Source organism: Streptomyces sp. NPDC096176 (assembly GCF_044763255.1).
In the GTDB taxonomy this organism is placed as follows: domain Bacteria; phylum Actinomycetota; class Actinomycetes; order Streptomycetales; family Streptomycetaceae; genus Streptomyces.
On record NZ_JBIWFV010000006.1, the window covers coordinates 174,982 to 188,741 of the forward strand.

Below are 13,760 nucleotides of genomic sequence, written 5' to 3' on the forward strand. Positions count from 1 at the left end.
CCCCATTTCCCCCGGGTTCGACGCGCGAACAGCCGGGGATTCGACCCCCCACGCCCGGTAGGCGGCTCGAGGAAGAAGGAGCTCGCCTTCGTGGCGTCCCACCGTCGTCCCAAGCAGCCGAGCCGCACCCGCGTGACCGTGCTCACCGCGACCGCCGCAGCCGCCGTCGCCCTGACCGCCCAGACCGCCCAGGCCGACCCGAAGCCGAGCAAGAGCGAGGTCAAGGAGAAGGTCGACAAGCTCTACGAAGAGGCGGAGAAGGCCACCGAGAAGTACAACGGGGCCAAGGAGCAGCAGGAGAAGCTCGACGAGCAGATCGACGCGCTGCAGGACAAGGTCGCCCGCGGCCAGGACGAGCTCAACACCCTCCGGGACAGCCTGGGTTCTGTGGCGAGCGCCCAGTACCGCACCGGTGGCATCGACCCCTCCGTGCAGCTCTTCCTCTCCGGCGACCCGGACACCTACCTCGACAAGGCCTCCGCGCTGGACCAGCTCGGCGCCAAGCAGACCGAGGCGATCCAGGAGATCCAGGCCAAGCAGCGCACCCTCGCGCAGCAGCGCCAGGAGGCCCAGAGCAAGCTCGGCGATCTGGCGGAGACCCGCAAGACCCTCGGCGACAAGAAGAAGGAAGTCCAGGGGAAGCTCGCGGAAGCGCAGACGCTCCTCAACTCCCTGACCGCCGCTGAGCGCGCTGCGCTCGCCGCCGACGAGACCCGCGCCAACCGCGCGAGCGCCCGCGTCGACCTCGGCCCGGCCGTGCCCGCCTCGCAGCGCGCGTCCGCCGCCTTCGCCGCCGCGCAGTCCCAGATAGGCAAGCCGTATGTGTACGGGGCCTCCGGCCCCAACTCCTTCGACTGCTCCGGGCTCACTTCCTGGGCGTTCGCCCAGGCCGGTGTCTCCATCCCGCGCACCTCGCAGGCGCAGGCCAACGCCGGCTCCCGCATCTACTCGCAGAGCCAGCTCAAGCAGGGTGACCTGGTCATCTTCTACGGCGACCTGCACCACGTCGGCTTCTACGCGGGCAACGGGCAAGTGCTGCACGCCCCGCGCAGCGGGACCAACGTCCGCTACGAGTCGATCAACAACATGCCGTTCCAGTTCGGAGTGCGTATCTGACGGACGGTCGGACGGAGCGTTCGGCGGGACTTCACACCCGCCCGAACGGGGGAATTCCGTCCCTCCAGGCTGACCCGACGCCCCGCCGGTGACCTTGTGGTCTCCGGCGGGGCGTCACTTTGTATGCCCGGAAGTGCCTTTGGCCGGCTTGTGTTCACCCGGCTACTCTCTGCCGCGCACCGAACCCGGTTGCACGGAAGTCCCGTGCAACCGCTGCGGAAGTCCTGCGGAAGGGAGCGCGGCCCGTGGTTTCCCACCGCCGACCCTCACAGTCCGGCCTCACCCGGAGCGTCGCCCGTGGCACCGTCCTGTCCGCGGCTGCGGCCGCCGCCGCCGCCCTCACGGCCGTACCGGCGGGCGCGGAACCGAGGGACACCGCCGAGGCCACCCGGGCCAAGGTCGACCGGCTCCACCAAGAGGCGGAGCAGGCCACGGAGAAATACAACAAGGCCGGTGAACACGTCGAACAGCTCAACGACCAGGTACTGCACGCGCAGGACAGGGTCGCCCGCAGCCAGGAGCGGATCAACCGGATGCGCGAAGCGCTCGGTTCCGTGGCGGGCGCCCAGTACCGTTCCGGCGGCATGGACCCCGCCCTCGCGCTGCTGCTGTCCAAGGACCCGGACAGCTACCTCGAGGCAGCGGCGACCCTCGACCGCATCAGCGAACGCCACACCAGTGCCCTCGCGGACCTCCGCCGCGAGCAGCGCGGCCTCGGCCAGGAGCGCGCCGAGGCCGCCCAGGACCTCGCGGAGCTCGAACGCAGCCGCAGCGCCGTGGCACGCCACAAGCGCACCGTCGAACGCAAACTGGGCGAGGCCCGCCGACTGCTGAACGCCCTGCCCGCCGAGGAACGGGAGGCATACGACCGGGCTTCGCGCTCCGCCCGCGGCGAACTCCCCGACCTGACCGGCCTCGTAGCAGGCTCCCCGCACGCGGCCGCCGCGACGATGGCGGCCCGCAGCGTCGTCGGCCGCCCGTACGTATGGGGCGCGAACGGGCCGTCCGGTTTCGACTGTTCCGGCCTCGTCCAGTGGTCGTACGCCCAGGCGGGCGTGGGCCTGCCCCGCACCTCCCAGGCACAGGCGCACGCCGGCCGTCGGGTGTCCCTGGCGGAGGCGCGGCCCGGCGACATCGTCACGTATCGCAGCGACGCCAGCCATGTGGGCATGTACGTGGGGAACGGGCAGGTGGTGCACGCGCCGTATCCGGGTGCGTCGGTGCGATACGACCCGGTGGGGATGATGCCGGTGAACGCGGTGACGCGGGTGTAGCGCGGGCGGCGCTCCGCCCCGCTGGGGTTTCGCGGCGCAGGGGCCCGGATCCGGCAGGGGCGCTGGTGGGGGCCGGTTACGTACCATCGCAGGGTGATAGGTCATGGGCGCCCGCGGCGCACGGCGGGGCTCGGGCTCGCCGTGCTGGTGGTCGCGTCCGCGTGCACCGCCGGGGACAGGCCCCTGGACCCGACCCTCGAGGAGATCCAGCGGACGCTGGACGCCCGCGCCGCCGCCGTGCTCGATCACGACCGCGCCGGCTATCTCGCCTCGCTCGAGCCCGGCGCGGCGAAGCTCCGGGCCGCTCAGGGCGCGGAGTTCGACAACCTCGCGGACGTGCCGCTGGGCTCCTGGGAGTACCGCATCAAGGGTCTGCGCCACAAAGGCTCTCAGGCCGTCGCGGACACCGAGCTGCGCTACCGCATCGCCGGTTACGACTCCGCCCCTGTGGTCGCCTCGCGCACGCTGGAGCTGGCCGAGCGCGACGGCCGCTGGTACGTGACGGCCGACCGCCGCGGCGCCGGCGCCCTGCAGCAGCTGTGGCACCAGGGCGACGTGCAGGTCGTGCGGGGCAGCCGCAGCATCGTCCTCGGGGTCGGCCAGGACGAGAAGCGGCTGCGTGAACTCGCGACGGTTACCGACCGCGCCGTGCCGGAGGTGTCCAAGGCGTGGCCGGGCGAGTGGGCCGGCCGTGTGGTCGTGCTCGTACCGCCCTCCGTGGAGGCGATGGGCAGGCTGCTGGGCGCGCCCGCCGCCGGCTACAAGGGCATCGCGGCGGTCACCACCGGCGAGACGAACCCGAAGGACACCTCGCCCGCCGACCGGGTGGTCGTCAATCCGGAGGCGTACGGGCTGCTCGGCGACTTCGGGCAGGGGATCGTGCTCACCCACGAGGCCACCCATGTCGCGACCCGCGCCCACACCTCGCCGGCGACCCCGATGTGGCTGTCGGAGGGCTTCGCGGACTGGGTCGCCTACCGCGGCACGGGTCGCACCGCCGGGGAGGCCGCGCCCGAACTGCAGGAGGCCGTCCGGGCGGGCGACGTGCCCGCCGTCCTGCCGGACGACCGCGACTTCACCTTCGGCGGGGACGCGGGCGCGACGGCCCGGGCGTACGAGGGCGGCCGGCTGGCCTGTGAGCTGATCGCCGAGCGGTGGGGCGAGAAGAAGCTCACCGCCTTCTACCGGTCCGTGGGCGAGGGCGAGCACCGGGACGGCGCGGTGGAGCGCGCGCTGAGCGAGGAGCTGGGCACGACGCCGGACGCGTTCACCGCGATGTGGCGGGGCTATCTGCTCGAGCGTCTGGGCCCGTAGCCCGCCCCCGGCCGGGCTCCGCCGTGACCGTCCGACGCCACAGCCGCAGGCACGCGTCGAGGGTGGCGGCCACCAGCAGCCCGTTGCGCACCACGAGCAGCGTGATGCCGAGCGGGTCGCTCGCCACGACGTGCGAGAACCACACCGGGAACTCCAGCAGCGTCACGCCGGTCGCCGCCAGCACCAGCATGGCCGGCCGCGCCATCGCGGTGGCCCGGTGGACCAGGCACACGGCGGCGAGGCCGACCAGCCACACCATGTACTGAGGGCTGATCACCCGGCTCGTGGTGGTGAACAGCAGCACGGCGGCGAACGCCGCGTCGCACACCGTGGCGGCGTCGAACTCCTTGGCCCGGGCCCGCCACAACGCCAGCCAGCCCAGCGCCGCGAGCGACAGTGCGAGGGCGAGGCGGCTGACGAGCGGGACGTACGGGCCGAGGAACTCGACGGACCCGTAGTTGAACAACACCTCGCCCTGCCAGCCGAAGTGGCGTGCCACATGGAAGACGAGAGACCCCAGCGACTCGACCTCGGTGCCGCGGTCGCGCTGGAAGGTGAGGAAGGCCAGCGCGCCGGGCATCACCGCGGCCAGCACGAGCGCGGGCACGACGGCCGTGACCGCCGCGGCGGCCCAGCAACGCCGGGTGACCCGGCCGCGCGGGGTGCCCAGGAGCACCAGCAGCGGCCATACCTTCAGCAGCGCGCCGAGGCCCGCCAGCGCGCCCATCACGGCCGGCCGGCGGGCCGAGGCGAGGAGGGCGGCGACGGCGACGGCGGTCACCATCAGGTCGTAGCGGGCGTAGACGGTGGGTCCGAGCAGCGGCACACCGGCGACCCACGTCCAGGTGCCGCGCCGGCGGGTACCGTGCCGCTCCGCGCGCAGGAGCAGCGCGAGGACCAGCAGGTCGCACAGCAGTGCGAGCACGATGAAGGCGGAGGTGTAGTCGAGGCCGGGGAGCAGGCCGGGTGCGACGATCACGAGTGCGGCGCCGGGCGGGTACTGCCAGGTGATGTCGTCGCGCGGATACGTACCGGTGCGCAGCACCTCCTGCCAGCCCTGGTAGATCACCGAGACATCAGTCGTGACATCGGGACCGGGATAGGTGAGGACGCCGAGGACCAGGAGCAGCAGCGCCGTCCTCGTCAGGACCCACACCGCGACGGGATGCCGGGCGCCGTTCGCCACCGCCATGGCCGTGTCGCCCCTTTCGTGGGGGAATGGGCGTTGCCATGATGCCCGGCCGGGCGGTTCGGAGGGACGAGGCGGGGCCGTGCCGGGGCCCGGGCGGAGACGGTTCGGTACTGTCGGCGGCGATGCACAAGACCTTGATCGTGACCAACGACTTCCCGCCCAGGCCCGGCGGCATCCAGGCGTTCCTGCACAACATGGCGCTACGGCTGGATCCCGGGCAGCTCGTCGTCTACGCCTCCACGTGGAAGCGCAGCCAGGAGGGTGTGGCGGCTACGGCGGCGTTCGACGCCGAGCAGCCGTTCACCGTCGTGCGGGACCGTACGACGATGCTGCTGCCGACGCCCCGCGTCACCCGCACGGCGACCCGGCTGCTGCGCGAGCACGGCTGTGAGTCCGTGTGGTTCGGGGCGGCCGCCCCGCTCGGACTGATGGCGCCCGCGCTGCGCAAGGCCGGCGCCCGGCGGCTGGTGGCCACCACGCACGGCCACGAGGCGGGCTGGGCACAGCTGCCGGCGTCCCGGCAGCTGCTGCGCAGGATCGGCGAGGGCACGGACACGATCACCTATCTGGGTGAATACACGCGCTCGCGGATCGCCGCCGCGCTGACACCGGCCGCCGCCGACCGGATGGTCCAACTGCCGCCGGGCGTCGACGAGAAGACCTTCCATCCGGGCTCCGGCGGCGACCTCGTCCGGCGCAGACTCGGACTCAGCGACCGGCCCGTGGTCGTGTGCGTCTCGCGGCTCGTGCCGCGCAAGGGCCAGGACACCCTGATCCGTGCCATGCCCGCGATCCTGTCGAAGGTGCCCGACGCGGTGCTGCTGATAGTCGGCGGCGGCCCGTACGAGAACGAGCTGCGGGGCCTCGCCGCGCAGACCGGCGTCGAGGGATCCGTCCGGTTCACCGGCGCTGTGCCGTGGTCCGAGCTCCCGGCGCACTTCGGCGCGGGCGACGTCTTCGCCATGCCGTGCCGTACGCGCAGAGGCGGCCTGGACGTGGAGGGTCTCGGGATCGTGTACCTGGAGGCGTCCGCCACCGGACTCCCCGTCGTGGCGGGCGACTCGGGCGGCGCGCCCGACGCGGTGCTCGACGGCGAGACCGGCTGGGTGGTCCGCGGCGGCTCGGCGGAGGAGTCGGCCGACCGCATCGTCACGCTGCTCGAGGACGCGGAGCTGCGGAGGCGGATGGGGGAGCGGGGCCGCGCGTGGGTGGAGGAGAAGTGGCGCTGGGACCTGCTGGCGGAGCGCCTCAAGTCCCTCCTCTGAGCGAAGCGTTCCCCACCCCGCCCCTTCCGGGGCAGGCCCCTGGGCCCGGTACCGCGGCGCTCCGCGCGGTGCCGGAGGCCTACCTCTGCGGCTTGGCGGCCGAATCACGGGCTCCGCGCGGTGTCGGGTGTGCCCCTTGAAGGGGTCGGCTTCAGCTCCGCGCTGAGAGCGCCGGCCGGTCGGCTCCGCAGGCGGGCAACTTCAGCCCCGCCGGGAGTACCGTCAAGTTCAAGCCCCGGGCCCCGCACCCGTTCTCGAACCGGGGCCGGCTCCGGGCCCGTACCGCGCTCCGTGCGCCGGCCGGTCGGCTCCGTGAGCGGGAGTGACTTCGGGCCTCGCCGGGGGTACCTCCCACGGCCCCAGGCCGTGGGGGATATCGAGGCGCGAGGCGCGGGGCCGTCGGCGCACTCCCGACAAGGCCGACAGGTCCAGGCCCCGAAGGGGCACGGGCCCGGGGGTGGGAGCCCCGGGGTGGGGCGGCGGCTCAGGCCTGGTAGATCGCTTCGATCTCGTCCGCGAAGTCCTTCGCCACCACATTCCGCTTCAGCTTCAGCGACGGCGTGATGTGCCCCGCCTCCTCCGTGAACTGCGACGGCAGAATGCGGAACTTCCGTACCGATTCGGCCTTGGAGACTGCCGCGTTCCCGTCGTCCACCGCCTTCTGGATCTCGGCCTGCAGCTCCGCGTCCGCGCGCAGCGTCGCCGCCGTCGATCCGGCCGGCTTGCCGTGGTCCGCCACCCAGCGGGCGAGGAACTCCTCGTCGATGGTGACGAGCGCGCCCACGAACGGGCGGCCGTCGCCGACCACCATGCACTCCGAGACGAGGGCGTGCCCGCGGATGCGGTCCTCGATCACGGCGGGGGCGACGTTCTTGCCGCCCGCGGTGACCAGGATCTCCTTCTTGCGGCCGGTGATCGCGAGGTAGCCGTCCTCGTCGAGCGTGCCGATGTCGCCGGTGTGGAACCAGCCGTCGGCCAGCGCCTCCGCCGTCGCGCTCTCGTTGTTCCAGTAGCCGGAGAAGATGTGCTCGCCGTGCAGCAGCACCTCGCCGTCGTCGGCGATCCGCACCACGGAGCCGGGCAGCGGCTGGCCGACCGTGCCGATCTTCTGCCGGTTCCACGGGTTGAACGCGGTCGCCGCGCAGGACTCGGTGAGGCCGTAGCCCTCGAGGACGGTGAAGCCGATGCCGCGGAAGAAGTGCCCGAGTCGTTCGCCCAGCGGGGCACCGCCGGAGATCGCGTACTCGCCGCGCCCGCCCAGCACCGCGCGGAGCTTGCTGAAGACCAGCTTGTCGAAGACCTTGTGCTTGATCTTCAGCCCCAGCGACGGCCCTGCGGGCGTGCTCAGCGCACGGCTGTACGCGATCGCCGTGTGCGCCGCCTTGTCGAAGATCTTGCCCTTGCCGTCCGCCTGGGCCTTGGCGCGCGCCGAGTTGTAGACCTTCTCGAAGACGCGCGGCACACCGAGGATCAGCGTCGGCCGGAAGGCGGCCAGTTCGTCGGTGAGGTTCTTGATGTCCGGCACGCAGCCGAGCTTGATGGGGGCCATGACGGAGGCCACCTCGACCAGCCGGCCGAAGACGTGCGCGGCGGGCAGGAACAGCAGCACAGAGCACTCGCCCGTGCGGAACAGGGGCTTGAGGCGCTCCACCACGTTGCCGCACTCGGCGAAGAACGCGCGATGCGTCAGCACACAGCCCTTGGGGCGGCCGGTGGTGCCGGACGTGTAGACGATCGTCGCGGGGTCGTCCGCCTTCGCGACCGCGCTGCGTTCGTCGACCACGGCGTCGGTGACGTCCGCGCCGGCTGCGGTCAGTTCGGCGATCGCGCCCTTCTCGATCTGCCAGACGTTGCGCAGTTCCGGCAGCGACCCGCGCACCGACTCCACGGCCGCGGCGTGGGCCCCGTCCTCGACGATCACGGCGGCTGCGCCCGAATCACCGAGGATCCACTGCACCTGCTCCGCCGAACTGGTCTCGTACACCGGCACGGTGACCGCGCCGGCGCTCCAGATGGCGAAGTCGAGCTGGACCCACTCGTAGCGGGTGCGCGACATCAGGCCGACCCGGTCGCCCGGCTGGATACCGGCTGCGATCAGGCCCTTGGCAGCGGCCAGGACCTCGGCGAGGAACTGGGTGGCGGTGACGTCCGTCCATGTGCCGGCAACCTTGCGGCCCATGACTGCCACATCTGGATGCTGCGCGGCATTGCGGCGGATGAGATCCGTCAGGTTGCCGTCCGTGGGGACCTCGTACAGGGCCGGAAGGCTGAACTCGCGCAAGACTGCTGCTCCTCATCGGGCGCCGGTGCCACGGCTCTGTGTGACGCACCGGCTGCGGTCCAAGATCGGGCGGGTGCTCGGTGGGGCGAGCACGACTGGACTGCCCGGACGTTACCCACGAGTACTCAGTTCCCGATAGGGGTTCCCGGCCAATGTTCCCTGCGTCACACCTCGCTGGCCGACCCTCCCGCGAAGTATTCCACTCCGCGGGGGCTGGGTGAGTAACCGCAGGTAGACCCCCTCTACCCAGCAGTCAGCAGCGCGTTCTAGGGTGATCGTCATGCGAGGCATGCGAGTCAATGTGGTCAGCGACGTGCACGGCAATGCAAAAGATCTCGCCACCGCGGGCGACGGCGCCGACGCCCTCATCTGTCTCGGTGACCTGGTGCTCTTCCTGGATTACGCCGACCACTCGCGCGGCATCTTCCCCGACCTGTTCGGCGTGGAGAACGCCGACCTGATCGTGGAGTTGCGCACCGCCCGCCGTTTCGACGACGCCCGTGAACTCGGCCGCAGGCTCTGGGCGGAGCTCGACATGGACAAGGAGTCCGCCATCGAGTCGGCGGTGCGACGCCAGTACGCCGAGATGTTCGCGGCCTTCCCGACGCCGACGTACGCCACCTACGGCAATGTCGACATTCCGGCTCTCTGGCCCGAGTACGCCCGCCCCGGCACGACCGTCCTCGACGGCGAGCGCGTCGAGATCGGCGGCCGCGTCTTCGGCTTCGTCGGCGGCGGACTGCGCACCCCGATGCGTACGCCCTACGAGATCTCCGACGAGGAGTACGCCGCAAAGGTCGAAGCGATCGGCGAGGTCGACGTGCTCTGCTCGCACATCCCGCCCGACGTGCCCGACCTGACGTACGACACCGTGGCCCGCCGCTTCGAGCGCGGCAGCCGCGCGCTGCTGGACGCCATCCGGCGCACCCGGCCCCGGTACGCGTTGTTCGGCCACGTCCACCAGCCGCTCGCCCGCCGGGCGCGGATCGGCGCGACGGAGTGCGTGAACGTCGGCCACTTCGCGGCAGGCGGGCGACCCTGGTCGCTGTCCTGGTGACACGGGGCCCTCACGGACCGGCGGCCGGGGCGCGATAGCCTGCACCCCACACACTTGCCCGGTCCGTACCGCACTGTGAGGAGCCGCAGCGATGGCGGAACACACCAGCTCGAGCATCACGATCGATGCGGCGCCGGCAGAGGTCATGAGGGTCATCTCCGACTTCGCCCGCTACCCGGAGTGGACCGGCGAGGTGAAGGAGGCGGAGGTCCTCGCCACCGACGCCGACGGCCGGGCCGAACAGGTCCGCCTGGTGCTGGACGCGGGCGCGATCAAGGACGACCACACCCTCGCCTACACCTGGCACGGCGCCGACGAGGTCAGCTGGACCCTCGTCAAGTCGCAGATGCTGCGCGCCATCGACGGCTCGTACCGGCTCGCGCCGGCAGGCGACGGCGACCGCACCGAGGTGACCTACCAACTCACCGTCGACGTCAAGATCCCGATGCTCGGCATGATCAAGCGCAAGGCCGAAAAGGTCATCATCGACCGTGCGCTCGCCGGTCTGAAGAAGCGCGTCGAGAGCGGCGCCGGCGCCTGATGCGCAGGGTCCTCGTCACCGGCCTCGGCGGCGCGGGCCGCACCACCGTCGCCGCCGCCACCGCACTGTCCGCCGCCCGCGGCGGCCGGCGCACCCTCTTTCTCTCCGCCGACCCCGGCGAGGTGCTCGGCGTCCCTGTCACCGCGCCCCTCGGCGCACCGGCCGGGATCAGCGGCAACCTGTGGGCCGCCCGCCTCGACGCCGGCACGGACTTCCGCGCCGAGTTCCTCGACCTCCAAGAGCGTGCCTCCGCGGCGCTCGACCTGCTGGGCGCGGCCCGGATGGAGGACGAGGAGCTGACCTCGCTGCCCGGCAGCGACCAGTTCGCCCTGCTGCGCGCGCTGGTGCTGACGGCCGGCGGCGACTGGGACGTCGTCGTCGTCGACATGCCGCCGCTGCCGGAGACGATCGCGCTGCTCGGCCTGCCCGAGGAACTGCGCCGCTATCTGCGCCGGCTGCTCCCGCGGGAACGCCAGGCCGCCCGCGCGCTGCGCCCCATGCTCGCCCAGCTCGCCGGCGTACCCATGCCCGCGCAGTGGCTGTACGAGACCACCGGCCGCTGGGACACCGAGCTGGCCGGCGTGCAGTCCGTGATCGAGTCCCGTGGCACGGTGCTGCGGGTCGTCGCCGAGCCAGGCCCCCGGTCCGCCGCCGCCCTGCGCACCGCCCGGACCGGGCTGGCGCTGCACGGGCTGCGCGTCGACGCGCTCGTGGCGAACCGGAACCTGCCCCAGGACCCGGCGGGCCCCTGGCTCGCCGGCCTGCTCGCCCAGCAGGAGAAATGCCTCCACGAGTGGCACGGCTCCTGGGCGCCGGCCACGCCGCTACGCCGGGTACCGCACCTCGGCCGCGACCCGCAGGGCCTCGACGACCTGGCACTGCTCGACGCGGACCACGGCCCCGCCGGCGACGGACCGGACGAAGGCCTTGCTCCCGCAGCCGGCCCTGACGGGGACGGCGACGAACTCCGCGCGGACCCGCCCGGCAAGCGGTACGCCGAGGGCGACCTCTTCGTGTGGGAACTGGAGCTGCCCGGCGCCGTCAAGGAAGAGCTCTCCCTTGTCCGCCGAGGGGATGAACTCCTCATCGACGCGGGGGCCTTCCGCAGGATCCTGCCGCTGCCGTCCGCCCTCCGCCGCTGCACCGTGGCCGGGGCGGGCCTCACGGACGGCGTGCTGAAGGTCCGCTTCACGCCGGACCCGGCACTGTGGCCGCGAACCCGCTGAACGGTGTACCGCCGTTCGGGTAACGTCGAGTACACAACCCCTGAAACCCCTTGAAACGGCCCCAGGAGCACGTCATGAGCGAAGCGACAGAGCGCCCCGACGCCGACGCCTGGGCCACCGCCTGCGAAGAGGATCTCCAGCAGGAGCAGGCCCGCCGTCGCGCAGAGTACGGCCCGCAGCCGGGTTCGGCCGCCGAGGAGTTCCGCAAGCTCTTCGACGTCGTCGCGGACAAGCTCTCCTCGTTCCAGTCCTCGCTGCCCGGCGTGGCCGCACAGAGCACGGTGCAGCAGTTCGTGAACCAGGCCAAGTCCGCCGTCGAGCCCGTCATCGAACGAAACCCGCAGGTCTTCGACCATCTCGCGGCCGCCGGCGGCGAGCTGCTCGCCGCCTACCGGTCCGCCGTCGAAGGCCACGAGCGCCGCTGGACCCAGCGCCCGTCCGGCACGGGAGACGTCAAGGACGCCGACGACCCGCGCGACGACGGCCCCGGACCGAGCGAGCACATCGACCTGGACTGACCAGGGCGTGCCCGGCCTCGGGTACGGTTGGCCTTAGCGGGGCTCGACCGAATACTGAGGGACACATGGGACTCACCATCGGCGTCGACATCGGCGGCACGAAGATCGCGGCGGGAGTGGTCGACGAAGAGGGCGCCATTCTCGAGACGCACACCGTGCCCACCCCGTCGACTCCCGAAGGCATCGTCGACGCGATCTGCTCTGCCGTCGCGGGAGCCGGCCAGGGGCACGACATCGAGGCCGTCGGCATCGGCGCCGCCGGATACGTCGACGACAAGCGCGCCACGGTCCTTTTCGCGCCGAACATCGACTGGCGCCACGAGCCGCTCAAGGACAAGGTCGAACAGCGCGTCGGCCTGCCCGTCGTGGTCGAGAACGACGCCAACGCCGCCGCCTGGGGCGAGTACCGCTTCGGCGCCGGTCAGGGCCACGAGGACGTCATCTGCATCACCATCGGCACCGGCCTCGGCGGCGGTATCATCATCGGCAACAAGCTGCGCCGCGGACGCTTCGGCGTGGCAGCCGAGTTCGGCCACATCCGGGTCGTCCCCGACGGGCTGCTCTGCGGCTGCGGCAGTCAGGGCTGCTGGGAGCAGTACGCCTCCGGCCGTGCCCTCGTCCGGTACGCCAAGCAGCGTGCCAACGCCACCCCGGAGAACGCGACGATCCTCCTCGGCCTCGGCGACGGCACCATCGAAGGCATCCAGGGCAAGCACATCAGCGAGGCGGCCCGCCAGGGCTGCCCGGTCGCCGTCGACTCCTTCCGGGAGCTGGCGCGCTGGGCCGGCGCCGGTCTCGCCGACCTTGCCTCGCTGTTCGACCCGTCGGCGTTCATCGTGGGCGGCGGCGTCTCGGACGAGGGCGACCTCGTGCTCGACCCGATCCGCAAGTCCTTCCGCCGCTGGCTGATCGGCGGCAGCTGGCGTCCCCACGCCCAGGTTCTCGCCGCGCAACTGGGCGGCAGGGCAGGTCTGGTGGGCGCGGCGGACCTGGCACGCCAGGGCTGACACTCCGTACGCCTGGTGCCCGCCGCGTCCTTTGAGGATCGCGGCGGGCACCGACGTATCTTGCTCCCATGCCGATCACCGCACTGCCCAAGTCCCGCACCGAGCCGGACGGTTCAGCCGTGATCCGGGTCCTGAGCTACAACATCCGCTCCCTGCGCGACGACGCGGACGCACTGGCGAGAGTGGTCCGCGCGTGCGGGCCCGACCTGGTCTTCGTGCAGGAGGCGCCGCGCTTCTTCCGCTGGCGCAAACACGCGGCACGGCTCGCCGGCGCGACCGACCTCGTGATGCTCTCCGGCGGTGCGACGGCGGCCGGGCCGCTGCTGCTGTGCTCACTGCGGGCGACGGTCGAACGGACCGAGGACGTGCTGCTGCCCCTCAGGCCAGGCCTGCACCGGCGAGGCTTCGCCACGGCGGTCGTACGGTTCGGCGGCGCCCGGGTGGGGGTCGTCAGCTGCCATCTGAGCCTGCAGACGGACGAGCGCTACGCACAGGCGGGAATGCTGCTCGACCGGGTGAAGGCGATGGACGTTCCGCACGCGATCGTCGCGGGCGACATCAACGAACGGCCGACCGGGCGCAGCTTCCACCGCCTGGCGGGGGAGCTCCAGGACTGCTGGGCGGTCAGCCCGTGGGGAGCGGAGCACACGTCGACGGCGCTGCATCCGCACCAGCGGATCGACGCGATCTTCGCGACGAAGGGGGTGGAGGTGCTGGGGTGCGGTGTGCCGCGCGGGCTGCCGGGCGTCACCGAGTCGGACCTTCGCGCGGCGACGGACCACCTGCCGGTGCTGGCGGCGCTGCGGCTGCCGGCGACGTAGGGGGCGCCGGCGTTTCCCCGCCCCACCCCGCCCCTTCCCGAACCGGGGCTCCGCCCCGGACCCAGGTACCGCGCTCCGCGAGGTGTCCTCGAACTCCCCCTACGGCCTGGCGGCCGCGGATGGAGGGGCCTCCTACGCCGCTGGGCGT

Annotated in this window: 12 protein-coding genes; 10 read left to right on the forward strand and 2 right to left on the reverse strand. The window is 72.3% G+C overall.

Features of this window, described 5'->3' with window-relative positions; translation table 11 throughout:
• Window positions 1-90 precede the first annotated feature (90 nt).
• The 3 genes from ACIQ7Q_RS18460 to ACIQ7Q_RS18470 all read left to right on the forward strand — a co-directional run bounded on the left by ACIQ7Q_RS18460 (window position 91) and on the right by ACIQ7Q_RS18470 (window position 3,704).
• The gene (locus tag ACIQ7Q_RS18460; protein ID WP_403862624.1) at window positions 91-1,116 is read left to right on the forward strand and encodes an NlpC/P60 family protein; all 1,026 of its coding nucleotides are present in this window, start codon (window positions 91-93) and stop codon (window positions 1,114-1,116) included.
• Between the two features lie 245 nt (window positions 1,117-1,361).
• A complete protein-coding gene (locus ACIQ7Q_RS18465) occupies window positions 1,362-2,390 on the forward strand; it encodes an NlpC/P60 family protein (protein WP_403862627.1) in 1,029 nt (342 codons plus the stop codon).
• 93 nt (window positions 2,391-2,483) lie between these two features.
• A complete protein-coding gene (locus ACIQ7Q_RS18470; RefSeq protein ID WP_403862630.1) occupies window positions 2,484-3,704 on the forward strand; it encodes a hypothetical protein in 1,221 nt (406 codons plus the stop codon).
• On the opposite strand, the gene ACIQ7Q_RS18475 is transcribed toward ACIQ7Q_RS18470, so the two are convergent.
• Complete coding sequence (locus tag ACIQ7Q_RS18475) at window positions 3,658-4,896, reverse strand: glycosyltransferase 87 family protein (protein WP_403862633.1); 1,239 nt, start codon at window positions 4,894-4,896, stop codon at window positions 3,658-3,660. The two genes, ACIQ7Q_RS18470 and ACIQ7Q_RS18475, sit on opposite strands and share 47 nt — an antisense overlap.
• A 122-nt stretch (window positions 4,897-5,018) precedes the next feature.
• On the opposite strand from ACIQ7Q_RS18475, the gene ACIQ7Q_RS18480 reads away from it, so the two are divergent.
• Window positions 5,019-6,161, forward strand: a complete 1,143-nt coding sequence (locus ACIQ7Q_RS18480) for a glycosyltransferase family 4 protein (RefSeq protein ID WP_403862636.1) — start codon at window positions 5,019-5,021, stop codon at window positions 6,159-6,161.
• Window positions 6,162-6,645: 484 nt separating this feature from the next.
• Here ACIQ7Q_RS18480 and ACIQ7Q_RS18485 read toward each other — a convergent pair whose 3' ends face one another.
• Window positions 6,646-8,442, reverse strand: a complete 1,797-nt coding sequence (locus ACIQ7Q_RS18485) for an AMP-dependent synthetase/ligase (RefSeq protein ID WP_403862639.1) — start codon at window positions 8,440-8,442, stop codon at window positions 6,646-6,648.
• Window positions 8,443-8,731: 289 nt separating this feature from the next.
• Between ACIQ7Q_RS18485 and ACIQ7Q_RS18490 the strand changes: the two genes are divergently transcribed.
• The 6 genes from ACIQ7Q_RS18490 (at window position 8,732) to ACIQ7Q_RS18515 (ending at window position 13,612) form a co-directional block, all read left to right on the forward strand.
• On the forward strand, window positions 8,732-9,499 hold the full coding sequence (locus ACIQ7Q_RS18490; protein ID WP_403863565.1) for a metallophosphoesterase: 768 nt from the start codon (window positions 8,732-8,734) through the stop codon (window positions 9,497-9,499).
• Window positions 9,500-9,590: 91 nt separating this feature from the next.
• A complete protein-coding gene (locus tag ACIQ7Q_RS18495; protein WP_403862642.1) occupies window positions 9,591-10,040 on the forward strand; it encodes an SRPBCC family protein in 450 nt (149 codons plus the stop codon).
• The gene (locus tag ACIQ7Q_RS18500) at window positions 10,040-11,266 is read left to right on the forward strand and encodes an ArsA family ATPase (protein ID WP_403862646.1); all 1,227 of its coding nucleotides are present in this window, start codon (window positions 10,040-10,042) and stop codon (window positions 11,264-11,266) included. The genes ACIQ7Q_RS18495 and ACIQ7Q_RS18500 overlap by 1 nt, the downstream gene beginning before the upstream one ends.
• Before the next feature lie 74 nt (window positions 11,267-11,340).
• Entirely contained in the window at window positions 11,341-11,784 is a 444-nt protein-coding gene (locus ACIQ7Q_RS18505) for a DUF5304 domain-containing protein (RefSeq protein ID WP_403862649.1), read from the forward strand.
• A 65-nt stretch (window positions 11,785-11,849) separates the two neighbouring features.
• Window positions 11,850-12,791 carry an ROK family glucokinase gene (locus ACIQ7Q_RS18510; protein ID WP_403862652.1) on the forward strand — a complete coding sequence of 314 codons (942 nt, stop codon included), beginning with the start codon at window positions 11,850-11,852 and terminating at the stop codon, window positions 12,789-12,791.
• Window positions 12,792-12,859: 68 nt separating this feature from the next.
• Window positions 12,860-13,612, forward strand: coding sequence for an endonuclease/exonuclease/phosphatase family protein (locus tag ACIQ7Q_RS18515; RefSeq protein WP_403862654.1), 753 nt, complete (start codon window positions 12,860-12,862; stop codon window positions 13,610-13,612).
• Window positions 13,613-13,760 lie beyond the last annotated feature (148 nt).

Excerpts from the sequence above, each read along its gene's own strand:
- ACIQ7Q_RS18475 (WP_403862633.1), bottom strand. The coding sequence starts at position 4,896 with ATGGCGGTGGCGAACGGCGCCCGGCATCCCGTCGCGGTGTGGGTCCTG.
- ACIQ7Q_RS18480 (WP_403862636.1), top strand. The coding sequence starts at position 5,019 with ATGCACAAGACCTTGATCGTGACCAACGACTTCCCGCCCAGGCCCGGC.
- ACIQ7Q_RS18490 (WP_403863565.1), top strand. The coding sequence starts at position 8,732 with ATGCGAGTCAATGTGGTCAGCGACGTGCACGGCAATGCAAAAGATCTC.
- ACIQ7Q_RS18495 (WP_403862642.1), top strand. The coding sequence starts at position 9,591 with ATGGCGGAACACACCAGCTCGAGCATCACGATCGATGCGGCGCCGGCA.
- ACIQ7Q_RS18500 (WP_403862646.1), top strand. The coding sequence starts at position 10,040 with ATGCGCAGGGTCCTCGTCACCGGCCTCGGCGGCGCGGGCCGCACCACC.
- ACIQ7Q_RS18505 (WP_403862649.1), top strand. The coding sequence starts at position 11,341 with ATGAGCGAAGCGACAGAGCGCCCCGACGCCGACGCCTGGGCCACCGCC.
- ACIQ7Q_RS18510 (WP_403862652.1), top strand. The coding sequence starts at position 11,850 with ATGGGACTCACCATCGGCGTCGACATCGGCGGCACGAAGATCGCGGCG.
- ACIQ7Q_RS18515 (WP_403862654.1), top strand. The coding sequence starts at position 12,860 with ATGCCGATCACCGCACTGCCCAAGTCCCGCACCGAGCCGGACGGTTCA.